The sequence below is a fragment of the Flavobacterium sp. DSR3-2 genome, from assembly GCF_049896525.1.
In the GTDB taxonomy this organism is placed as follows: Bacteria; Bacteroidota; Bacteroidia; order Flavobacteriales; family Flavobacteriaceae; genus Flavobacterium.
This window is the reverse complement of sequence record NZ_JAFCUM010000001.1, coordinates 635,174-659,462: the sequence shown is the minus strand read 5'-3', so window position 1 is coordinate 659,462 and position 24,289 is coordinate 635,174. Positions and strand designations below refer to the sequence as shown.

At 34.2% G+C, this 24,289-nt stretch carries 18 protein-coding genes; 4 read left to right on the top strand and 14 right to left on the bottom strand.

What is annotated here, in order from left to right; genetic code table 11:
• Window positions 1-55 precede the first annotated feature (55 nt).
• The 3 genes from ACP7AV_RS02945 to ACP7AV_RS02935 all read left to right on the top strand — a co-directional run bounded on the left by ACP7AV_RS02945 (window position 56) and on the right by ACP7AV_RS02935 (window position 2,927).
• Window positions 56-544, top strand: a complete 489-nt coding sequence (locus ACP7AV_RS02945) for an IPExxxVDY family protein (protein WP_426090697.1) — start codon at window positions 56-58, stop codon at window positions 542-544.
• Window positions 545-549: 5 nt separating this feature from the next.
• A complete protein-coding gene (gene pyk, locus ACP7AV_RS02940; RefSeq protein ID WP_426090696.1) occupies window positions 550-1,980 on the top strand; it encodes a pyruvate kinase in 1,431 nt (476 codons plus the stop codon).
• 173 nt (window positions 1,981-2,153) lie between these two features.
• On the top strand, window positions 2,154-2,927 hold the full coding sequence (locus ACP7AV_RS02935; RefSeq protein ID WP_426090695.1) for a Bax inhibitor-1/YccA family protein: 774 nt from the start codon (window positions 2,154-2,156) through the stop codon (window positions 2,925-2,927).
• 55 nt (window positions 2,928-2,982) lie between these two features.
• Here ACP7AV_RS02935 and ACP7AV_RS02930 read toward each other — a convergent pair whose 3' ends face one another.
• The 3 genes from ACP7AV_RS02930 to ACP7AV_RS02920 form a co-directional block, all read right to left on the bottom strand.
• Window positions 2,983-3,498: a PAS domain-containing protein gene (locus ACP7AV_RS02930; protein WP_426062759.1), complete on the bottom strand. Its 516-nt coding sequence runs from the start codon at window positions 3,496-3,498 to the stop codon at window positions 2,983-2,985.
• Between the two features lie 94 nt (window positions 3,499-3,592).
• Window positions 3,593-4,675, bottom strand: coding sequence for a DNA polymerase IV (dinB, locus tag ACP7AV_RS02925; protein WP_426090694.1), 1,083 nt, complete (start codon window positions 4,673-4,675; stop codon window positions 3,593-3,595).
• Between the two features lie 46 nt (window positions 4,676-4,721).
• Window positions 4,722-6,809, bottom strand: a complete 2,088-nt coding sequence (locus ACP7AV_RS02920) for a recombinase (RefSeq protein WP_426090693.1) — start codon at window positions 6,807-6,809, stop codon at window positions 4,722-4,724.
• 309 nt (window positions 6,810-7,118) lie between these two features.
• Between ACP7AV_RS02920 and ACP7AV_RS02915 the strand changes: the two genes are divergently transcribed.
• On the top strand, window positions 7,119-7,586 hold the full coding sequence (locus ACP7AV_RS02915) for a CYTH domain-containing protein (RefSeq protein ID WP_426090692.1): 468 nt from the start codon (window positions 7,119-7,121) through the stop codon (window positions 7,584-7,586).
• On the opposite strand, the gene ACP7AV_RS02910 is transcribed toward ACP7AV_RS02915, so the two are convergent.
• The 11 genes from ACP7AV_RS02910 to uvrC form a co-directional block, all read right to left on the bottom strand.
• Window positions 7,587-8,063, bottom strand: coding sequence for a septal ring lytic transglycosylase RlpA family protein (locus tag ACP7AV_RS02910; RefSeq protein WP_426090691.1), 477 nt, complete (start codon window positions 8,061-8,063; stop codon window positions 7,587-7,589).
• Between the two features lie 84 nt (window positions 8,064-8,147).
• A complete protein-coding gene (locus ACP7AV_RS02905) occupies window positions 8,148-8,570 on the bottom strand; it encodes a hypothetical protein (RefSeq protein WP_426090690.1) in 423 nt (140 codons plus the stop codon).
• Window positions 8,571-8,666: 96 nt separating this feature from the next.
• Window positions 8,667-11,987, bottom strand: a complete 3,321-nt coding sequence (locus tag ACP7AV_RS02900; RefSeq protein ID WP_426090689.1) for a carboxypeptidase regulatory-like domain-containing protein — start codon at window positions 11,985-11,987, stop codon at window positions 8,667-8,669.
• Between the two features lie 378 nt (window positions 11,988-12,365).
• Window positions 12,366-14,018: a glucose-6-phosphate isomerase gene (gene pgi / locus ACP7AV_RS02895; protein ID WP_426090688.1), complete on the bottom strand. Its 1,653-nt coding sequence runs from the start codon at window positions 14,016-14,018 to the stop codon at window positions 12,366-12,368.
• 185 nt (window positions 14,019-14,203) lie between these two features.
• Window positions 14,204-15,418 carry a peptidoglycan DD-metalloendopeptidase family protein gene (locus ACP7AV_RS02890; protein WP_426090687.1) on the bottom strand — a complete coding sequence of 405 codons (1,215 nt, stop codon included), beginning with the start codon at window positions 15,416-15,418 and terminating at the stop codon, window positions 14,204-14,206.
• A gap of 20 nt (window positions 15,419-15,438) precedes the next feature.
• The gene (locus tag ACP7AV_RS02885; protein ID WP_426090686.1) at window positions 15,439-16,374 is read right to left on the bottom strand and encodes a tryptophan 2,3-dioxygenase family protein; all 936 of its coding nucleotides are present in this window, start codon (window positions 16,372-16,374) and stop codon (window positions 15,439-15,441) included.
• The gene (locus ACP7AV_RS02880) at window positions 16,374-17,144 is read right to left on the bottom strand and encodes a DUF3108 domain-containing protein (RefSeq protein ID WP_426090685.1); all 771 of its coding nucleotides are present in this window, start codon (window positions 17,142-17,144) and stop codon (window positions 16,374-16,376) included. Before ACP7AV_RS02880 ends, ACP7AV_RS02885 begins: the two co-directional genes overlap by 1 nt.
• A 292-nt stretch (window positions 17,145-17,436) precedes the next feature.
• Window positions 17,437-18,597 carry a 4-hydroxyphenylpyruvate dioxygenase gene (gene hppD / locus ACP7AV_RS02875; protein WP_426090684.1) on the bottom strand — a complete coding sequence of 387 codons (1,161 nt, stop codon included), beginning with the start codon at window positions 18,595-18,597 and terminating at the stop codon, window positions 17,437-17,439.
• A 206-nt stretch (window positions 18,598-18,803) separates the two neighbouring features.
• On the bottom strand, window positions 18,804-19,961 hold the full coding sequence (locus ACP7AV_RS02870) for a homogentisate 1,2-dioxygenase (protein WP_426090683.1): 1,158 nt from the start codon (window positions 19,959-19,961) through the stop codon (window positions 18,804-18,806).
• A 184-nt stretch (window positions 19,962-20,145) separates the two neighbouring features.
• Window positions 20,146-22,344, bottom strand: a complete 2,199-nt coding sequence (locus tag ACP7AV_RS02865; RefSeq protein WP_426090682.1) for a patatin-like phospholipase family protein — start codon at window positions 22,342-22,344, stop codon at window positions 20,146-20,148.
• Between the two features lie 36 nt (window positions 22,345-22,380).
• The gene (uvrC, locus tag ACP7AV_RS02860; RefSeq protein WP_426090681.1) at window positions 22,381-24,183 is read right to left on the bottom strand and encodes an excinuclease ABC subunit UvrC; all 1,803 of its coding nucleotides are present in this window, start codon (window positions 24,181-24,183) and stop codon (window positions 22,381-22,383) included.
• Window positions 24,184-24,289: the final 106 nt, after the last annotated feature.

Below are 24,289 nucleotides of genomic sequence, written 5' to 3'. Positions count from 1 at the left end.
TTAGGCTTTTATACTTCATTAGAAATACTATATTTACATCTTATTTTCTCATGAAATGGCTATTCACAAACTTGATCTTGGCGAATTTGACAAAATAGATTACTATCTTATCGCTATTCATACTTCCTTAGAAGACTATCGGTTGGCATTTTTTATTAATCAAAAATTGCCTGTAAACCTAAGTAAAAGTGGGAATGAAATTCAAATCAATATAAAAGAAGGAGAGACAAATTTTTCCAGATTTTATTACATTGATAAAGAAAGTACCATTACCTGGAATTTGATTCAAAATAAAAACGAGGTTATCCAATATAAAAAAGGAAACACTCCAAATCTATTTTCAGATGTAACAATGGAAGTGGCTACGAAAGTCTTTTTACTTCCTGAATTCAAAAAGGTAGATTATTTTTTGAAAATTGAAAATAACGATGATACCATGAACGTATCCAATATACAACTCCTATTAAACACCGTCGACAGCATATCAACTGTTTATATTGTAGATACAAATAAAATCAAATCTAAAAACAATTTAATTTTTTAATATCAATGCTTACAAACAAAAAAACTAAAATTGTAGCCACACTTGGGCCTGCATGTAGTACAAGAGAAATCATAAAAGACATGATTGACGCAGGCGTAAATGTGTTCCGAGTAAATTTTTCACATGCTGATTATGAAGATGTAAAAGAAAAAATAAATCTGATACGGGGATTAAATGAAGAGTTTGGGTACACGACAGCGATTCTAGGCGATTTACAAGGTCCAAAACTTCGTGTAGGAGTTATGGAAGAAGGTGTTGTAGTGCGTGACGGTGATCTAATTACATTTACCACCGCCGAAGATATACTTGGAACTGCAAAGAAAGTGTTCATGAAATACAAAAACTTTCCAAATGATGTAAATCCAGGGGAAAGAATTTTGCTTGATGATGGGAAGCTTATTTTTGAAATTGTGGAGACTGATAAGAAATCAGAAGTCATTGCACGAGTAATTCAAGGCGGTGAATTGAAATCTAAAAAAGGAGTTAATTTACCGAATACAAAAATATCGCTTCCCGCAATGACCGAGAAAGATATTGCTGATGCTATTTTTGCAATTGGACAAAATGTAGACTGGATTGCATTATCATTTGTAAAAACACCACAAGACTTACAAGACTTGCAGGATTTAATCGCAAAACATTCAGATTATAAAATTCCAATCATTGCAAAAATAGAAATGCCGGAAGCATTAGAAAATATCGACAAGATTGTTGCCTATTGCGATGGATTAATGGTTGCCCGAGGAGATTTAGGAGTAGAACTTCCGGCACATGAAGTTCCGCTTGTTCAAAAAGAATTGATTCGTAAAGCTAAAACAGCTCGTATTCCAGTTATCGTTGCTACACAAATGATGGAAACTATGATTACTAGCTTGACACCAACGCGTGCCGAGGTAAATGATGTTGCGAACTCAGTTATGGATGGTGCAGATGCAGTAATGCTTTCTGGAGAAACAGCAACTGGTAATTATCCGGTTCAGGTAATCCAAAAAATGACTCAAATCATTGAAGCAGTAGAAGATTCTCCGCTGATTCAGGTTCCACAAAACACTCCACAGATAAAAACAAAACGTTTTATCACTAAAACAATTTGTCATCACGCAGCAAGCATGGCGAATGTAATTAAAGCAAAAGCAATTTGTACATTGACAAATAGTGGTTATACGGCCTTTCAAATATCTGCCTGGAGACCAAATGCACATATTTTAGTATTTACATCCAATAAAAGAATTCTTACCCAACTTAATTTATTATGGGGCGTAAAATCTTTTATGTATACCAAAGATGTAAGTACCGATGATACCGTAACTGACATCAACGAAATTGTAAAACAAAAAGGTTTTGTACAAAAAGGAGATTTCCTTATCAATCTAGCAGCAATGCCTATTAAAGATAAAGGAATGGTCAATACCTTAAGAGTTTCTGAAATAGAATAGTCCAAAACTGTTCTAATACTTTCCGTCTTGTCTCGTTTTAAAACGAAATAAGACGGATTTTTTTTATGCAATATTACATGAAATATGATTTTACCTCACAAAAATTTAAGAATAATTACACCTTCTTCTGCAAAATAAAATTTATATTTGAACAATAAATAACCCTAAAATTTATGAGTTTAAATTCTAAAAATCCATTTTTAAACAATAAAACTTTTTCGTCAACTGCAGTTTCAAAAAGAGATGAGGTACATCATGCAACGATTATAGATTATAATGAGGAGATGACTTTGTCTGGCACTATTAATAAAAGTTTAATCTTATTTTTGCTTCTTACCGCATCTGCAACCGTAATCTGGTGGCTGACTTTTAACGGAATGAACCCGTTGGTTGCCGCTATTGGTGGAGCTGTCGTTGGATTAATTTTAGTACTTATCGCTGCTTTCAAACCACAATATTCTCCTTATCTAGCTCCGGGATATGCGCTGTTTGAGGGATTATTTATCGGTGGAATTTCGGCAATATTTGAAGTCAGATACCCTGGAATTGTAGTTCAGGCGGTTGGAGCAACTTTTGTAACTTTTATGGTTTGTCTGGGTTTGTATAAATATAAAATTGTAAAAGTAACGGAGCAATTTAAATCAGTTGTCGTGGCAGCTACGTTAGCTATTGCCACTTACTATCTTATATCTTGGGTTTTCTCCATGTTTACCAGTTTTGTTCCCGTTCATTATGGAAACTCCCTGATGAGCATTGGCATCAGCGTTTTTGTGATTATCATCGCAGCTCTAAATTTATTCTTAGATTTTGACCGCATTGAAAAGGGAGTTGAACAAAAAATGCCAAAATACATGGAATGGTATGGTGCCATGGGATTAATGATTACATTAGTTTGGTTGTATATTGAGTTTTTAAGATTACTATCTAAATTGAACAGTAAAAACTAACCTATATATTTATGTAAAAAGAGAAAACCTTTCCAGACTGGAAAGGTTTTCTCTTTTATGCAGCTTTCTCAAAAGCGATATAATGACTCAATTCGCCTTTGATGTTGAAAACAGGATATCCTTTTATCAGACAAGCATAAACTTCTCCGTTCTTTTTATAATTCATTACAACTTTCTCAAAAGGTTGCTGATCTAATATTGCTAATCGGATTTCATTTGAAGTAATGTGATTGGTTGCTTCACCCTGAAACATCTTTGGGCTTTTACCCAATACTTCATGTTCTAAATAGCCATTCATTTTAACGATGTTGTGTGAAGCAAAAACAATGCTTAATCTTGCATCAGTGACAACTACAACTTCATCTCTGAGACTGCTTTTTAAATCCCAGTTATTCTGAACCCATTTATTTTTGGAAGCAATTGAATTTAATTTATTTAAATCCAAAAAAAAGCTCTTTACTTCAGTCAAAAATTCATTGTGAAAATCCCAACAGAAAATTGGAGCTGTCTTTACGTTTAAACCATTGTGATACACCGCAATAGCATCTTCATATTCTTTAAAATTACTCATGATTTATCGATTTAAAGAGACAAATGTAAATTTATTTGTAACGATAAAACAGCAATTATCTAACTTTAACCATTGTTGAACATGCTTTAAACACCTAAAAATCAAATTTTAACTGCACTACAACAAACTTCTTCTCCTCTGTGTTCAAATTATTTAATGAAATGCCAAGCAATCGAACAGAATCTTTCATACGTTCCTGAAATAACAAATCCTTAACGATTTCGAGAATTAATGCTTTATCAGCAATAAAATACGGCAAGGTTTTACTGCGGGTTTGCTGAGTAAAGTCGCTATACTTGATTTTTAAAGTGACTGTTTTGCCAGCGACATCGTATTTTTTTAGCCTTTTTTCCAACGCTGCAGCAATACTTTCCAATTTCTCCATCATGAAAATTTCAGACGAAAGATTAACATCAAAAGTATGTTCCGCAGCAACTGATTTTGTTGTTCGATTGGATTTCACTTCACTATTGTGAATCCCTCGAACCACATGATAATAGTAAGCACCTGATTTTCCGAAATGCTTTTCCAAAAATTCCAAAGATTTATTCTTTAACTCTACTCCGGTAAAAATTCCAAGTTGGTACATTTTTTCAGTGGTAACTTTCCCTACACCATGAAATTTCCGAATGGGCAACGCTTCTAAAAATGAAATTACATCATCCGGATTAACCGTTTTTTGTCCATTTGGTTTATTGTAGTCACTAGCAATTTTGGCTACAAACTTATTGATGGATATTCCAGCCGAAGCAGTCAAACCCACTTCCTTAAAAATACGTTGTCTTATTTCCGCTGCCAATAATGTAGCGCTTGGATTTCCTTTTTTGTTAATAGTAACATCTAAATACGCTTCGTCAAGTGATAATGGCTCAACTAAATCTGTATAATCGTGAAAGATTTTTTGAATTTTATTCGAAATTTCCTTGTAACGGTCAAATCGGGGTTTAACGAAAATGAGTTCCGGACAATTTTTCTTAGCCAAAGCTCCGCTAATTGCACTTCGGACTCCAAATTTTCTAGCCTCATAACTTGCCGCTGCTACAACTCCTCGGCTGTCAGAACCCCCAACGGCAATAGGCTTACCTCTCAGAAACGGATTATCCATCTGCTCCACCGAGGCATAAAAAGCGTCCATATCGACGTGTATAATTTTTCTATTTAGAATTAACTCCTGCATCTTAATTGCATTGCACAACCGTTATTATTATCAAATGACTGACACACTAAGAATTTTTCCGGTCCTCGACGTGCAAATAATTTTCGACTACAACTGATTTAGCTTTCTTTTCTGTCGGAAAAAAGAAACTGACAGGATTTGATTTGAAATGACTCCAAATGGAAACGGTAACAAATCGTAATTCATATAATGAAATGGCTCTGGAACGAAAGGCAAGTCCGAGTGAAAGACTGAAACTCACGATAAAGTTAATCGCTCCAATAACACCAATTCCAAAAATACCCCAAAACAACATAGAGTTGCTTACTTGATAATTTGCTCCATATAAACCTAAAGCAAGATTACCACTTACAAAAGTGATGTGTCTAATATCAAGATTCAATCCTAAAAACAACCCTACCGAAGCCGTACTTCCCATAAAAATACCAAACCAGAAATTAGAAATAATTCCAGCTCCTCTTTTTTCATACAGTTCGGCTAATTTCAAAGTTTTAGCTTTTCCTAAATTTCTTTTAAAAAAAGGATGCTCTGTAATCCGGAAATAAACTTGATTGTGTTTGTCTCTGTTAGCAACACTTCCTGAAATAATCCCAGATAAAAACAGAAAGAATCCTGCTATCGCCGCATGAAAAACAGCTGGGGAATGAATTGGACTAATGTCGATCAGTAAACTTTCCCATTTAGTAGCCGCAATATTGTAGTGTGCTGTATAATCTATAAGCCAAATTCCGAGTAATGAAACAGGAAAAGCCATGATAACATTCCCTACAAATGCGATAAACTGAGAACGAAATACGCGTGCAAAAAGAATAGCGAAAGCGGTATACTTTTCAGAATCTTTTCCTTTTTTTATCACGCCTTCCTCCAATGCTTTTATTAAAGCCGAAGCTGTCATCGCTGGTTGTTTAGTTGCCAAAGTAAAACCGAGAAGATAAATGGCAATAAAACCAAATGCATAATTCATACTATACAAAAACGCATGCCCAAAAAAGCTCGTATCAGCTTTAGAGAGCAGCACTTTGATAACACATAAAATCCCTACAATGAAACCTCCACCCAATGCTGTTTTGAACATTTTATAATATTCTTTTCGGCTTTCTGTAATATAATGTTCTCCTGTTTTTGCCGTGTGTTGTGTGATTTCATACGAAATCAATTGTGTGCTTTCTCCAATAAATTTTCGAACATTATTTTTATAACAATTGAATTTTATCAATCGCAACGCCAATATAATTCCATTGTATTTTTTGTCTTTTTCTTTACCGACAATCAATAACGAAATCAAAAATTTCAAGCGTTCTAATTGCTGTCTAATTTTTAATAAATTTTGGTTCACTCGAAGTGAAATTCCATATTTTGAACTGTTATGAAATGCTCTATCTACAAATTCTACGCATTGTTTATGCAAAACCAGCAGCTGTGCATACGATAAATCATCCGGCGCGATATAATGACTATCTGAACTTCTAATCCGCTCTTCAATTAGGAATAATTCCTTTTCAAAAGCTGAAAAAGGACTTTCAAGATCATCATATTCCGGTACCATTTTAATTACATCAGTTTCCATCGCACGACCACTGATCCGCTGTGTAATTAAATGCATGGAAACTAATAATTCCGATAAAACTGAGTTTGGTTCTGTACTGTCGTAAATGGATTTAAACCTCAAAAGATTATATAATTCTTCCAACTGACTTAATGGAATTTTGTTGATCCAAATCCCGTCATTCGCTAAATAAAAAACCTGATTAAGAATATATTCTAAAGTATCTTTTTGGGGTTGATACGGCAATAATTTTGCGAAAATCCTTTTTTTTACTTCAAAAATAAAATCTACATCCTGAAGAATTGCCGCATCAGCAAGAATTTTATTGAACTTTTTATCTTTTAAAATTTCTTTAAGATAAGTAAAAAACTGTTCTCGACACGAATAATTTTCTTTCAAAAATAAAATGATTTCTTGTAAATCTACCCTTTGCACATTTTTGATTTTTACAGGTCGAATCAACCGAATCAACTCTATTAAAGGCTCCAAACTATCATTTGTTTCACGCCAAGACTGCGCTTCGCCAAAAAACTCCGTTAAAAGCCCAGCAATAGTTGGCTTTGGTTTTGCTTTGAAAAATGCCTTCATTGTATTAGTTCAATTTTTGTAAAAATACAAATCAGAAAACAAACTACTGTTACTTATTCATAAAATTACGGCTTATAAGACAGACTCAGGAATCAAAATTTATTAAAGTAAATATTTTCATACCTTTGAATTACGATGCCATACAACTATACGTTAAATTTTAAATTAAAAAGCACTCTTTTGAAAGTTAAAAAAAGAGCAATCCAAGAAGTCCTTTTTTTAAATACTAAAAATTGAACTAAAAAGTCAGAAGCAAGAGAAGAGATAAAACAAAAAAATTAGCAGACGCTATTTATAAAAAATACTAAAATGATTGAAATAGAAAGAAAATTTAAAGTAAAAGATGATTCATTCAAAACGGAAGCTTTTGCAAAAAACCACATCGCACAAGGCTATTTAAATTCAAATCCAGCGCGTACGGTTCGCGTTCGCATAAAAGGCGACAAAGGATTTCTGACGATCAAAGGAGCGTCAAATGATACAGGATTATCCCGATTTGAGTGGGAAAAAGAAATTCCGGTACCAGAAGCTCAAATGCTATTGCTTTTATGTGAAAAAGGTGTGATTGAGAAAACCCGTTTTGAAATAAAAAAGGGCCATCATGTTTTTGAAGTAGATGAATTTTATGGAGACAATGAAGGATTGATCGTGGCAGAAATTGAGCTTAACTCTGAAACGGAGACCTTTGAAAAACCAGATTGGTTGGATACTGAACTAACCGGCGACAGTCGGTATTACAATGCTTACTTAAGCAATAATCCTTTCAAAAGCTGGTAATTATTTAGTCATTACTTCTATCGTGACTAACATTCCTCCGCTACCTTTATTGGAAGTAATATCCATATACGCCCGTTTTGAAAGGTCAATTTCTCTGGACTTTACAAAAGGACCTCTATCAGTAATCTCGACGATTACCCATTTGCCATTTTTTTCATTGGTAATTCTTACTTTTGTTCCAAAAGGGAGTTTTTTGTGTGCTGCCGTATATTTATTATTATCAAATTTTCTTCCACTTGTAGTTTTTCTTCCGTTAAACTTATCGGCATAATACGATGCATGAGCCGCTCTTTTAAAAGGTTTAAAAACGCTTGATGCATTATTTAAAGAATCAATTTTCTTGTCTTGACTTTCTAATACTAGTTTACTATTTTTGATTGAGTCTTTTTGGATTAACGTTTTCTGTCTGATTGTACTTTGACTACTTAGTATGCTTGTAAATGTCAGTAAAAAAAATAAAGTAATTGATTTTTTCATAAATATTTTCTGTTAATTTAGTCTAGTAAAACAAAAACCATACCTAGATAAAAAAAGCCCTATTTCTAGAGCTTTATTCGGTTTTTATAACCACATATTCCATGGTATTCTACTCAAAATAAGTAATAAACCTAGACCGTAAAAAATAGAAAAAGTTTTAAATTTAGATTCGCTTGTCATTAACTTTTTATGTTTGGACCAACCAATTGTAATAAGAACAATCGCAATGATATTGATCAACGGATGTTCTAAAGACGTTAGGCGTAATGCTTTGTCAGCCATTTGTCCAAATGAAGCTAAACCTAATGGTGACACAAAGTATAAAATGATACCAACTAATAATTGAATGTGAATTGCTATTAAAGCAAACAATGCAATTTTTCGATCTTTTGAAGTGAAATCTTTTTTAGAAGACATCCCGACAAAGGAGTTAACCACAGCAACCACTAATACTAAAAGTGCTAAATAAGCCCAACCAGAATGAAATTTTTGAATTAAATCGTACATAAATACTGTTTTTGTTTTAACAAATATAAGAAAAAAAGGCATAAAAAAACCACGTTTTTCAACGTGGTTTTAAATATTCAATTGCTTTTAATACGCTTATTTTCCAAAAATATATCTAAGTGTAAATTGTGCTTGCCACACATCAAAAGTTGAAGCATTTTTCTGAAAAGTATCTTTAATTAAAACTCTACTTCCATCAGCCTGTACTTGAGTTGCTAACTGATAAAAAGGAACATTTGCAGTCGTTGTTCTATAATTTAAAACATTAACATTTGTAACTCTTTGTGTAACACCCCAATCCTTATTAATGAAATTTGTAAAGTTTAAGATATCAGCTCTAAATTGGAAGTTGTTTTTTTTACCAGCTATTGTGATATAAAAATCTTGTGTTGCTGATAAATCTAATCTATGCAACATGGGCAAGACTCCGCCATTTCTTTCAACATATTGACCTCTCCTTGTAGAAAGATATTTATCTTGGTCAACGTACTGGTCAAAAGCATTAACTTGCTGTGCTGTTGTATAAACTATTACGTTCCCTGCTGGAGTTCCTCTTAAAGAAGAATTTAAATCTGCAGCTGTAATATTCGAAAATTGAATATCTGATGCTTTCAATGGCACAAAAATCAAATCATTGTTACTTACTCTGTCTCCATTCATATCTCCTCCGTAAGAATAAGAAAATGGTCCAGCTTGTTCACCAATATATCCTAAATTGATTGAAGTCGCCGCGCCAACATTTTTACCATATTCGATTTTGTATCCTAAAATTCCAACTAATCTATGTGGAGTATTATTGTTAGATAATGCTAATGGCAAATTGTTATTACCATTTACAGATCTAGCACCTGTCCATGAACCAGAAGCAATAGAACCCGGAGATAATAAATCATTAGCGCTTGAATGTGTGTAAGCGAACGATCCCCAAAGACCTTTTTTATATGGATACTCTAATTTAAAAGTTGTAGAATAAAAATATCCTCTATCAGTATTAGTTAAAACAACTGCACTGGAAACATTATCATTTACACGTACACCCGCATCCGTACGCGCATATCTTGGTCTTTTATCCGGACCACTGAAAGTTCCAACAGGCGCATCAAAATTACTGTTGTAATAATGGATCGCATTAATGTTTCTTTGAAAAATCCCTTCAACTGTACCTACAAATCCGAAAGGAAGTTTTTGATCAACCGCTACATTAGTTTTCCAAACTTGAGGAAACTTAAATTTTTTGTTGGTGAAAGCCAATTCAAATGTAGTTGGAAGAGTTGGTGTATTTGGAATAAAATAATCATTAGGATTTGGAGTAAAACCATATCCTCCTGATGCCAATGCTGGACCACTCACGTCAACAAATCCTGTCAGTACACCATTATTTCCAATAGCATTAGATAAAAAAACTGAAGGAGCTCTACCTGTAAAAACACCACTACCTCCACGAAGTAAAGTACTTGCATCACCATTTAAGTCTAAGTTAAAACCAACTCTTGGTTCAAACAAATATTGGGTATCAGGCATGTCACCAGTGTTGAATTTTTGTCCTTGTCCAAAAGTTAAAGCAGTAACTGCAGGATTTTCAAGGGCTGTGTCAGCAAACCATACTGCAGAAGCACGAAGACCCACTGTTAATTTGAATCGATCACTCAATTTCATTTCATCCTGTGTATATAAATCTAATTTATTAGACTTAAATATTTGCAATGGCTCTTGCGCTCCTGGTAAAGCAGAATATCTAAACTGAAAACGCGCGGGAAGAGCTGTTGTAGATGGCGCTCCTGCAGTATTTGCTGATTGAGTAGCCGCAGCGTAAAAATCAGTTAATGAATTAAAGATATAAACACCGTTTGAACCTGAGAAGAACAAGTTACTTGATTTGAAATACTCAAAGTTAGCTCCAAACAATAATGAATGTTTACCAATAGTTTTGGTCAAATTATTAGTAAAGTGTAAAGTAGAATAGGACAGTTTATTGCCCTGTGTAAATGGATCTAAACCTGCAGAAATGTAAGTATTTGAGCCGTTTAAAATGTCAATTGTTGGAAATAAACCACCACCTTGTAACGCTCTATCTTCAATTTGTTTGTCGTAACCCGCAATAAAGTTATTGTACCAAGAATTACTTAATTTACTGTTTAATTCTAAAACTGCTGATCTAGTGTTATCCTGAATAACGTATCCGCTATTTTTGAAAGACATTGCAAGCGGACTTGTTCTCCTATTACCATTTCCTAATGAAAAAGAGTTTGAAGTTAACTCGTCAGAATTGGAGTTGTGAAACACATAACGAGCCGTCAATTGATGATTGCTATTAATATTCCAGTCAACTCTAGCAAGGAATTTTTTTGAAATTCTTTCGGCATCATAATTTTCCCATGGTCCAGTGGTGTAATTAAACTTATCCTGTAAAAAATTAGAAAGTGTTTCCATCTGCGCGTAAGTAGGCGCGGAAACCTGAGCGCTTGCTTGTGCAGAACCTGTTGAAGTCCACGTTGTAGCCGGGCTAATGTTTTCTATAGTTTCGAAATTTCCAAAGAAAAATAATTTGTCTTTTATGATCGGTGCTCCAATTCTAGCTCCCCAAATTTTTTCATCAAATTTTCCAGGAATAACTATGTTGTCTCCTGCTTTATTTCCAATAAAATCTTTTTTGTTACTTCTGAATGAATTGTAAACTGATCCTTCTATTTCGTTAGTTCCACTCTTAGTAACTGCATTTATTCCAGACCCTAAAAATCCTGATTGACGTACATCATAAGGTGCAATGCTTACCTGCAATTGTTCAATAGCATCTAAAGAAATCGCAGTAGAACCTGTTCTACCTCCTGCTTGTGAATCATTACCTAGTCCAAAACCATTATTAAAAACCGATCCGTCAATTGTAAAATTATTTAATCTTGAATCTTGTCCTCCAAAAGTACCATTACTACCTGCGTTTGCATTATACTTCGTTATAGCGTTTATTGAACGTGCTCCCGTTACTGGCACTGCTGTGATTTCTCTATTAGAAAATTGTTGCGATGCTCCAGTTCTTCCTTTATTAAAATTCCCTTTGGATTTTGTAGAAACAATTACTTCATTCAAAGCATTTGATTCTTCTTCTATAACAACATTTACAGTTAAGTTATTCCCTAAAGGAGCATTGATTTCTGTGATTTCAGTTGTTTTGTAACCAACGTACGTTACTTTTACTGTGTAAGGACCTCCTGGTCTGATACCTTGAACTGCATATCCTCCATTAGCACTTGTTGTAGAGAAATATTTTGTTCCAGTAGGTTTGTGAACAACCTCAACTGAAGCTCCAGGCAGAGTCTCTCCAGAATTTGATTTAACAGTACCAGACATAGCAGAACTAGTAACCTGCGAATGACCTACAACTGATAAAAAAATAATCAAAATAAAAATAATTCTTTTCATTTTTGTTTTTTGTTTAGTTTATTAAATTTCAGCAAAAATATAACATTTTTATCTTAAAAAGTTAACACAACGTTAAGAATAATATCTTTTTCCGGTAGGAATTTTTACTTAAAATGATAAACTCGTTTTTTTTGTTAAAAACGTGTAATATTACTCATCGTATTAATTTTTTATTAATTTTTTCACAAAAAAAAACTAATATTACATTCTGGAATAAATCATATTTTTTTTATAAAACTACTATAACAGAGTTACTTATCCATAAAAAAGCCCTGATTAAATTATAACCAGGGCTTTTAAATTTTAAAAAATCCAAAGAAAGAGAGTTGCAAATTAATAGCAGAACTAAAATTATAAAAACAATTAGTATTTGCAAAACTACTTATTAACAAGAAAATAATTCAATAAAAAGGCTGTAGAACTATCATGACCTTTAACTGTTTTCGTATTAATTTCATCTAAAATAGAATTTGCCAATTGTTTTCCTAACTCAACTCCCCATTGATCAAAACTAAAAATATTCCAAATAATTCCTTGTACAAAAATCTTATGTTCATACAAAGCAATCAAAGAACCTAAAGTTTTTGGAGATAATTTCTGAATTAAAATAGTGTTGGTAGGCTTATTTCCAGTAAAAACTTTAAACGGCAAAAGAAATTTAGCCTTGTCTTCTGAAATTCCTTGTTTATCAAATTCTGCCTGAACCTGTGCTTCGGTTTTTCCGTGCATTAACGCTTCCGTTTGTGCAAAAAAGTTAGACATTAATTTATCATGATGGTTATCGTCTCCATACAAAGGAGTTACAAAACCGATAAAATCTGCAGGAATTAATTTTGTCCCTTGATGAATTAATTGAAAAAAAGCATGTTGTGCATTCGTTCCTGGTTCGCCCCAAATAATAGTTCCGGTTTGGTAGTTGACAGTTTTCCCATCACGTCCCACGCTTTTACCATTACTTTCCATCGTTCCTTGTTGCAAATAAGGGGCTAATTTCTGTAAGTACTGTGTGTATGGAATTAAAGCTTCACTTTCGGCACCAAAAAAATTATTATACCAAATGCTTAATAATGCTAAAGTAACTGGCATATTTTGATCAAAATTAGCAGTTCTAAAATGCTCGTCCATTTCATTAGCTCCTTGTAGCAATTCATCAAAATTATCGTATCCGATAGCTAAACTTATCGTAAGTCCAACGGCACTCCATAAAGAAAACCTTCCGCCAACCCAATCCCACATAGGAAATACATTGTCTGGGTTTATCCCAAACTCAGTTACTTTTTGCATATTGGTAGAAACCGCAACAAAATGTTTAGCAATATCTTCCTCAGTTGTTCCGAAGTCTCGGGATAAAAACCATTTTCTGATGGTCTCAGAATTAGTCAATGTTTCTTGCGTGGTAAATGTTTTAGAAACAATCACGAAAAGGGTAGTTTCCGGATCTAGTTTTTTTATAATCTCATTAACATGATCGCCATCAACATTTGAAACAAAATGAACATTAAGATGATTTTTGTAAAATTGCAATGCTTCAACTGCCATAGCAGGCCCTAAATCTGAACCTCCAATACCTATGTTAACGACATCCGTGAAAGGTTTTCCTGTGTAACCCGTTCTTTCACCTGAAGTAACTTCATTTGAAAATTCTTTTATTTTATTTTTTACTTCAAATATTTCCGGAATTACATTTTTTCCATCAACATTTATAACTGCTGATTCTTGCGCTCGCAATGCGGTATGAAGCACTGCTCTATTTTCGGTTTGATTGATTATCGCACCATCAAAATATTCTGCAATAGCGCTTTTAAGTCCAACTTCGTCTGCCAATTCTAATAACAACTGAAGTGTTTCTTGATTAATAATATTCTTTGAATAATCAATTAAAAAATCATTCCATTTCAAATTGAATTTTTCAGTTCTAGTTGCGTCCAAATGAAATAATTCTTGCATTGAAGCTTTTTGCATTTCGTTGTAATGCATTTCAAGTTTCTTCCAAGCATTTGTTTCTGTTGGGTTTATCGTATTTAAAGCCATTAATTAGGTGTTTTGTAGTATTATTTGAATTTGGCAAAAATACTGAAATTAGTTTTAACGGTAAATGAGTTTTCGACTATATCACAATTTAGCGCGAAAAACACTAAATAGTGACCATCTATAATTATCGGAAGCATTTCAGTTTTAAAGCTATATATATTTTTAAAGAGGTATGCATTGTTAAATTATAAATTAGCAATACTGTCTAACTGAAATTTTAAAGGTGTTATTTGTTCCAGAAAACGACTTTTGTTAATCCCGCCCATGGGTTCGCCAGTAGGCAGTTTAAGCCTTAGCGCATCAACTTGCTTACCATTTTTCCAAAATCGATAACACACATGTGGACCTGTTGCCAAACCAGTACTTCCTACCAAACCAATGACCTGACCTTGATTGACACGCTGTCCGCGTCTAACTAATATTTTTGACATGTGCAGGTATTGTGTAGAATAGGTTCCGTTGTGTTTTACTTTTACAAAATTCCCGTTTCCGGCCGAAAAACCACTTTGCTCTACAACACCTCCTGCCGTAACTGTGATAGGAGTTCCGCGTGGTGCCGCATAATCCGTTCCTTTGTGTGCCTTCCAGCGGTGTTGTACCGGATGAAAACGACTTGTGGAAAATCGAGAGGATATTCTGCTGAATTTTATTGGAGATTTAAGAAAGAAATTTTTCAGTGTTTTCCCTTGTTCATCGTAATAATCTATTTTATTCGAATTCTGAGCAAAAGGAAATGCATAAATAATTTTTCCTTTGTATTCAAAAAACGAAGCTTCCAGTTCTTCCACTCCATCATAAACGGAATCATTTATAAAGCGCTCTGTAAAAGTTATCGCAAAACGATCTCCTTTTTTGAGTTTCATAAAATCAATTGAATAGGCGTAAATTTTAGCTATTTTATTCGCTAGAGCTCCTTCAATTTTAGCATTGCCTAAAGTTTCCGACAATGATTCTTTCAAAACTCCACCAATGGTGCGTCGCCTAATTGTAATGGGTTTGGTTTTTTTATAAACAACTACCGCTGTGTCCCGCATATCAATTACGTAATAACTCAGCGCATCGGGTTGATAAATAAAAACCTGTAACTTGTGTTTTTTATCTTTGGACCTTAATAATGTAAAAGGTCTGCTAATTCTTATACTCCTGACATTAAAAGCATCTCTCACTTTGGAAACAATTTCATATACTTTTCGGTCCCCAATATTCTGATTTTGAATAATTGTTCCAAAAGTGTCGCCCCTTTTTACAGTATCATTAACGATATTAAAATTAGCAAGAACAAATCCAAATTCGCTCTTTTTAGCAATAAGTTTTACTACTTTTTGCGGTACTATTTCCTTTTTTTTATCACATGATCCTAAAGTAAATAGCGCAATTATAATTATAAATATTTGTTTCAAACCTTGTTTTTTTATTCAATCTACATTTCTACTCCCCAATTTTCTAATTCATGGCTACTCCATAATTCCGGAAAGAAAATTCTTCTCTGGTATTTTGGATGCATGTATTTTTTCCAGTCACTTCCACCAGTAGCTTCTCCATCTCCTTTTCCACTTTGATCAATGTATTTTTTTGCTGTATTTAAATGTTGCATCACCCAAGTAATATTCACGGTGTGATCGTAATGACGCATCGCTTGAACTAATTCGGGATTTTTTTGATCCAATTCCGGCAATTGTTTAAATTTTTGCCAAATGTTTATGATATTGTATTCCTCCATGTGAGCCAGGAATTCCTTCTTATATTTTTTTTCAAATTCCTCCAGTAAAAATGATTTTTTTCCAGTGTGATAATTTTTACCGGCGGCTTGCCAATACAAATGCTCCAGTGCAAACTCATAAGAGGTATTTCTGTCAATTGTATCTCTATAACGGTAGTCAATAAGATTTATTAGGTCAGTGGAAGAAAATTCTATTAGGCGATATTGCGCACTCTGAAAACCACTCGCAGGTGTGAGTGTATTTCTAAATTTCATGTACTGTTCGACTTCCATTCCGTCTCCCATAATGCTGAAAGAGGTGGTTAACATATCAAAATAACGGCTGATTCGCATTAATCTTTCGGTAAAAAAAACCGTATTAATAGCCTCACAATAGGAAATTTGTTTCATTTCCCACAGTATCATTTTAAATATCAATTCATTAACCTGATGGTACATGATAAAAACCATTTCGTCAGGTAGGGTGGTTCTTTGAATTTGAAGATTTAATAAAGCATCCGTTTGGATATAATCCCAATATGTAATTGGTTTTGACCACAATAACCCTTCGAGTTGCGTTTCCGTTTTTTGATTTATTGCTTCATATTTATGCTCAATTTCTTTTAAAATAGCTTCTGAATTGCCGTTATTGCTCATTATTGTTTTGTTTTAAAAGGTTTTCTTAAACCTCTATAAGCATCTATATCTGCTTTAATTGAACCAACTGCCAAACTAGCTTTTATTCTCAATGGCACTTTATTGTCATCATCCGAGATCCAAACCGTAAGACTTTCTTGCTCTTTAAAAACACGTCCTGATTGTACCAAGGGTCGGAAAATCATTGCCGGAACAACGCCAAATTTAGTGGTAATATCTTCCCTTCCAATAAACTTTAGCTTGAATTTAGTAGTTTCATCATCAAAAAACATGTCAATTGCCACCGATTCGCCAATTTTTAACTTATCAATATTAGGATGATTCCTTAAGTAATAAAATGTTGATAGTATATCTTGTGTGTTTTTTGGAATGTAAAGCGTTTTTTCGGTTTTGTGTTTGTAATCTTTTACGACAACTTTATTGACGGACTGATTGAAAAAACCTTCTTGATTTTTAGTGTAGCCTCCTTCATCAATTTTTCGAACAAAGCGGTATGGATTTCTCGTTTCCTTATCAATGTAGCTTTCGTATAAATCATCTACTTTAAAGAAAAACCGGGACATTCCTGTGGTGTAACCTTTCCCAACAACATGAAAAGTTTTTTTATTATTTATCGTTGCATCTTTTACTTCTAATGTTGCATATCCAGCATTCACTATTCCATAATGTATTCTGAATTTAAAAAATTCCCCCACATCGTAAGCATCTTCCTGAGGAGAATCAAAGCTTACTGTTATAATCAATACAAAGAATAAGATTAGTTTTTTCATTACTTAATTTGTCAATTTATTGACTGCACGATCAAATTTTGTTCCAAATATATCAAAACAAAAAAACTCAGTCAAAAAATGACTGAGTTTTTATGCTATTAACTAACCAAAAAACTATAAACTATGAAATTTATATGAAATTAGGAAGGAAACCACCCCTTCCCTTTTTGCGAGTGCAAAGGTAGCTAACAAATTCAGTTATATTTGTTAAAAATAAAGTTTAACACAACATTTACAAAAAAACATGCTACTCATCGGTTTTTTTTTCACTATATATAAAAATAATCGGTTTTTATAACGTTCCTCGCAATTGTTGTTCTCGCTCAATTGATTCGAATAGCGCTTTAAAGTTCCCTGCACCAAAACCTTTGGCACCCATTCTTTGAATGATCTCAAAAAACAAGGTTGGTCTGTCTTGCACCGGTTTTGTGAAAATTTGCAATAAATATCCTTCTTCATCGGCATCGACCATAATAGCTAGTTTCTCGATTTCATTCAAATCTTCTTTCATCATTTTCATGTGATCACCCAATCGCTCCGGAACGGCCTCGTAATAGGCATGCGGTGGAGCGGATAAGAATTCGATTCCTCTCGCTTTCAATTGAGATACCGTTTTAATTATATCATCCGTTGCAATAGCAATATGCTGAATTCCGGGTCCACCGTAAAAATCTAAATATTCTTCGATTTGCGATTTTTTCTTTCCTTCAGCAGGTTCGTTGATTGGAAATTTGATTCTTCCGTTTCCGTTTGACATTACCTTACTCATCAACGCGGAATATTCAGTATTGATTTGTTTGTCATCAAAAGAAAGAAAATTCACAAATCCCATTACGTCTTCATAGAACTTTACCCATGTATTCATTTCGTTCCAACCCACATTTCCTACCATGTGGTCTATATATTTTAATCCGGTTGGCTCTGGATTGTAATCGGATTTCCATTCCTTATATCCAGGTAGGAAAACACCATTATAATTTTTTCGTTCCACAAAAATATGAACCGTTTCCCCATACGTGTAAATTCCGGAACGCACCACCTCTCCAAATTCGTCTTTCTCGACTGTTGGTTCCATAAAAGAGCGCGCACCACGTTTCATTGTTTCCTCATATGCGCTTGTTGCATCTTCGACCCAAAGTGCAGCCACTTTTACTCCGTCACCATGTTTTCTCAAATGTTCGTGTATTGGAGAATCTTGTGTTAATGGCGTAGTCAATACAATGCGGATCTTATCTTGTTTCAGCACATACGATGTTCTGTCTCGTACTCCGGTTTCTAATCCTGCATACGCCAATGACTGGTAACCAAAAGCGGTTTTATAATAATGTGCGGATTGTTTTGCGTTTCCTACGTAGAATTCTACATAATCGGTTCCTAATAATGGAAGGAAATCTTGCGCTCCTTCGAATATTTTTTCTAGTCCGTACTCTACTGATTTAAGTTCTTTGCTCATTGTGATTTATTTTTTGATTCGGTATTGCTAGTTTTGGAACGCCGATGACGCGGATAAAACAGATGTACACGGATTTATTAATTTAAAATTATGTTGTTGTTTACTCTAAAGCCCTAGCCCTGATGGTCGAATTGCTCTCGCAATTACCTTTTTATGGCCTCTTTAGCCAGGAAAAGATAGAGCGTACAACAGTAAATAGCTCCTAATTACTCTACCCAAGATTTATAATATTGGCCGTCGTCCAATCCCATCGCTTCTTCGGTAACCATTAACGGGCGAAAGGTATCAACCATAACCGCTAATTCGTGGGTTTCTGTATGACCAATGCTGCGCTCCATAGCACCTGGCGCCGGTCCGTGAGGAATTCCTTTTGGATGCAATGTGATATGACCTTGTTCTATATTGTTGCGACTCATGAAATCCCCATCTACGTAATATAAGACCTCATCACTATCAATATTACTGTGATTGTAAGGCGCCGGAATGGCTTTTGGATGGTAATCGTACAATCGTGGAACGAACGAACAAACGACAAAAGTTGAAGTTTCGAAAGTTTGATGAACTGGTGGTGGCTGGTGTACCCGACCTGTAATGGGTTCAAAATTGTGAATACTGAATCCGTATGGAAAATTATAACCGTCCCAACCTACGACATCAAAGGGATGCGTGGCATAAACGACTTCATGCATCATTCCTTCTTTCTTGATTTTGATTAGAAAATCACCTTTTTCATCGTGCGTTTCTAACTCGTTTGGCAAAATGAAGTCGCGTTCGCAAAATGGCGAATGTTCTAGATGTTGACCTGATTCGTTTTTATAGCGTTTTGGCGTGTAAAAAGGCGCATATGATTCGACGTAAAACAACCTGTTTTCCGAAGTTTCAAAATCAATTTGATAAATCATTCCACGAGGGATAATCAAGTAATCTCCATATTCGAAAGGAATATTTCCCATCATGGTGCGCAATTTTCCTTTGCCTTTATGAATGAAAATCATTTCATCGGCATCGGCATTTTTATAGAAATAACTGCGTAATGATTGTCTGGGTGCGGCTAATCCAATGATACAATCTTTATTGACCAACATGGCTTTGCGGCTGTCCAGAAAATCGTCCTCGGGCTTTAACTCAAAACCTTTTAAAAGTAATGATTTGATGTTTTTTCCAATGGCAATTTTTGGTTCCACCGAATAAGAATTGAGAATTTCCTTGACTTGCGTAGGCCTGTGAACATGATACAATAAGGACGAATTACCGTGAAATCCTTCTGTGCCAAAGAGTTGTTCGTAATACAAACCACCATTTGGTTTTTCGAATTGTGTATGTCTTTTTTGAGGAAAAATCCCTAATTTGTGGTATAAAGGCATGATTTTTTTGTTTAAAAGTGTAACAAATTAAAGTTGAGAGTACTTTATAATGTGCTATGATAAATCAAAAAAAGAGCAGTTACTCAGGATTTCTCTTGATAAGAAATTGAAGATACTCTAATAAACCTAGCCATTTTGTTTTCATTATAACAAATATCGGAATTATTATTGAAATAAATTATAATTAAAACAAAAACCCAATACTGAACCAGGTAAATCCTTTGGGCTGTTCCGGGGACCAGGAATATTTTATTTCTATGGGTCCAATGACTGTTTCCAAACCATATCCGACGGCATAACCAGAATATTTTGGAATTGAAATCCAATCCACCGTTTCAAAAATCCGATCACCAATATTAGCAAAATTTGCCGAAAAATTGATATGGTTTTTTTTGTAGAACTCATAATCTACCGTTCCCGTTGATTTTATGTAACTATTGGCAGCCAAGCTTAAATAATCGTAGCCATATAAATACTTGAAATTATTAAGCGGATTATAACCATAACCTCCCAAAATAAAATTAAAAAAAGCAACGCTTTGCTGACCAAAAGAAAATCCAGCATCAGTTTGTAATTTTATTGTCGCGTTTTTAAATAAAGTTGCTGCCACCCCAAAATCACCCTTGGCAATTGAGTATGGTTTAAAATCGCCCGTATAATTCGAAGAAAGCAAATACGATTGAATATCGCCTGTGAAATACCATCCTTTTTTGGGGAAATATTTATTATCAAAAGAATCGTATTTCATGTACCCAAAAAGACTTAAATAATTACTGTTGTCAATTATTGGATCTACATTGGCGAGTGTTTCAGATTTTATTTTTAAAAATTTCAATTCTACTCCGCCACCAATCAAAAATTTTTGAACAAATAACGATTGAAAATAAGCTTGATTTGTAAAATCAGTAAAATCAATATTAATGGAATTTATATCCGGATTATTAAATGTTGTACTACTGATTTCTTTAGCCACATTTCTATTGAATTGGTTGTAATGGGATTTGAAACCAAAACTTAAATTAAATCCATTTTCAATGTAATAATCTAAATTGTACCTGAAATTATCGCCTAAAATAATATCCAATGACGCAATATCATTTTTAAAAAGTGTTTTTTTACGAGTCAAATTTACTAACACCCCACTTTTGAATAAATTATCATAATGCAACCCGAATTTCAAATAAGTTTTTGTCGGATTTTCTCTCAAACTAATATTTAGGTCAACATCTTCCTTGTTTGCTTCCAAGGAATACGATATGGCACTGAAATTTTTTGTGGCATTAATATTATTAATTCCCTTTAATAAATCATTGTAACACGTTTTTGTCCCCGGCTTAAATCGTAATTTCCCAATGACATACTCTTTCGTGTAATTATCTAATTCATTGCTGTTTATTGCTCTAATTTGTATGCTGTCGGAACGTAATTCTAACTTTGGTTTCCGGTACGGGTTGGACTCATCGACAATGTTTTTTATTTGTTCGTAAACCGCAAAGGTAGCTTCTTCCCCTTTTCTTATAATTTCGTTTCCTTTGTCAAATGAAATCACTCCATATTGAGTCACATCCGGTTTAATGTAGATATCCGTGTTGGTTACATTTTTCCTCATTCGCTCGATAGACTGAAGATTCGTGATTTGCACCAAAATTTTAGTGGCATCTCTGAGTTGTGTTCGGTCGTATAAATCATTTTGAACATCGACCCCAATAATGATATCAGCACCTAATTTTCGTACCTCTTCAATGGGATAATTATTAACAACTCCACCATCTACCAGAATTTTTCCATCAATTTCAACAGGGGAAAATAAAGAGGGAAACGCGGAGCTTGCAATCATGGCCTGCGCCAAATTTCCTTTGTTTAACAGGACTTCTTCACCGGTTTCAATATTAGTACCAATACATAAAAAAGGAATCGGAAGTTGATTGAAATCCCTTATGTGTCTTACGTTTCTCGTAATTGTGCTCAATAAATTATAATTATACATTCCTTTAGACAAGGCTTCCGGAATTCCAATTTTCATTTTATTAAACGGCAGAACTAACGCATACAATTCATCATTTCTTCTTTCGTAAAAATTTTTAGAAGATCTGGGAATAAAATCGTTGATTAGTTCATTGAAATTTGTCGCCTGAAAAATAGAATCAATCTGATTAGCATTGTATCCCGAAGCATAAAGTCCCCCAATAACAGCTCCCATACTGGTTCCGCCAATGTAATCAATCTTGACTCCGGCTTCTTCCAATACTTTCAAAACTCCAATATGAGCAAATCCTTTTGCACCACCACCACTCAAAACCAAACCTATTTTAGGTCGTTTTTGCTCTTGCGAAAACACAGCCAAACTGGCAAAAACAATGAATAATAGTGCGATTTTCTTCATAAGCAGCCATTTGTTCCGTGATAGAATGGGCGAATATTAATTTTCCTTTGTTGCCTTGTAAAATTCGGTAATTTTTTTGGCTTTCGATATACCTATAACGTCCGAAATTTCTTTTTCTGTCGCTAATTTCAATCTTTTAACACTTTTAAAATGCTGAATCAAAGTCAACATGGTTTTTTCTCCAATGCCCGGAATGGATTCTATCGAAGAATTCAGCGCTGCTTTACTCCTTTTGTCCCGGTGGTGCGTAATCCCAAAACGGTGCGCTTCGTTTCGCAATTGCTGGATTATTTTGAGTGTTTCTGATTTTTTATCTAAATATAACGGAATAGAATCTCCCGGGTAAAACAACTCTTCCAGTCTTTTGGCAATACCAATAATGGCTATTTTTCCGCGTAATCCCAGCTCATCGATACTTTTCAATGCCGAAGACAATTGTCCTTTTCCACCGTCAATAATTATTAAATTCGGTAACGGTTGGTTTTCATCCAGCAATCGTTTGTATCTTCTGTATACTACTTCGGTCATAGAGGCAAAATCATCAGGTCCTTCAACCGTTTTTATATTAAAATGACGGTAATCCTTCTTACTTGGTTTTCCATCTTTAAAAACAACACAAGCCGACACGGGATTCGTTCCCTGAATATTTGAGTTATCAAAACATTCAATGTGTCTTGGCTCTACCGGCAATCGCAAATCTTTTTGCATTTGCGCCATAATTCTTTTAGTATGGCGATCCGGATCTACAATTTGAAGTTGCTTGAGTTGTTCAATGCGGTAAAATTTTGCATTTCGAATGGATAAATCCAGAATTTGCTTTTTGTCTCCCAATTGTGGAACGGTGATCTTTAAATTTTCACCTAAATCAACGTGAAACGGAACGATGACTTCTCTGGATAATAAATGAAAACGCTCCCGTAGCTCGACAATCGCCAATTCTAATAATTCTTCATCGGATTCATCCAATTTCTTTTTAATTTCCATCGTATGCGAACGAATAATTGAACCATGCGAAATTTGAAGGAAATTCACATAAGCCGCGCTTTCATCCGAAACTATTGAAAACACATCGATATTAGTGATTTTTGGATTTACAATCGTGGACCGCGATTGGTAATTCTCCAGAACTTCGATTTTCTCTTTTATTTTTTGGGCTTCTTCAAAATGCATATCCGCAGCTAGATTCGTCATGACCCGCTTGAAATCCTTCATGCTTTCTTTGAAATTTCCTTTCAAGATTTCGCGAATCGCATCCACCTGCTTTTGATAATTTTCTAAAGTTTCTAATCCTTCGCAAGGCCCCATACAATTACCAATATGATATTCGAGGCACACCTTGAATTTCCCGCTTTCGATATTGCTTTTACTTAAATCATAATTGCAACTTCTAAGCGGATACAACTCTTTAATCAATTCTAAAATAGTACTTACGGTTTTGAAACTGGTATACGGACCAAAATATTCCGACCCATCTTTTACCATTCTTCGAGTCGCAAAAATGCGCGAAAAAGGTTCTTTCTTGATGCACAACCACGGATAACTTTTATCATCCCGCAGTAACACATTGTAACGCGGCTGCAAGGTTTTTATCAGATTATTTTCTAATAAAAGGGCATCGGTTTCCGTAGGAACCACAATGTGTTTTATCGTGACAATTTTCTTTACGAGCACATTAGTTTTGGCCGTATCGTGAATTTTATTAAAATAAGAAGAAACTCTTTTTTTTAAATTTTTGGCCTTGCCCACATATAGAATCTTTCCTTCTTTATCGTAATATTGATATACGCCAGGATTATCAGGTAAGGTTTGAATTTGTAAGGCTAAAGTTGTTGGATTCATGTAACAAAGTTAATCTCAAAAATCCCGAAATACAAATCAATACTCTTGAAATCTTTCTGGCAAATTTTTTATCAAATTTTAGTTTCTAATTCGTTATAATCCCTAT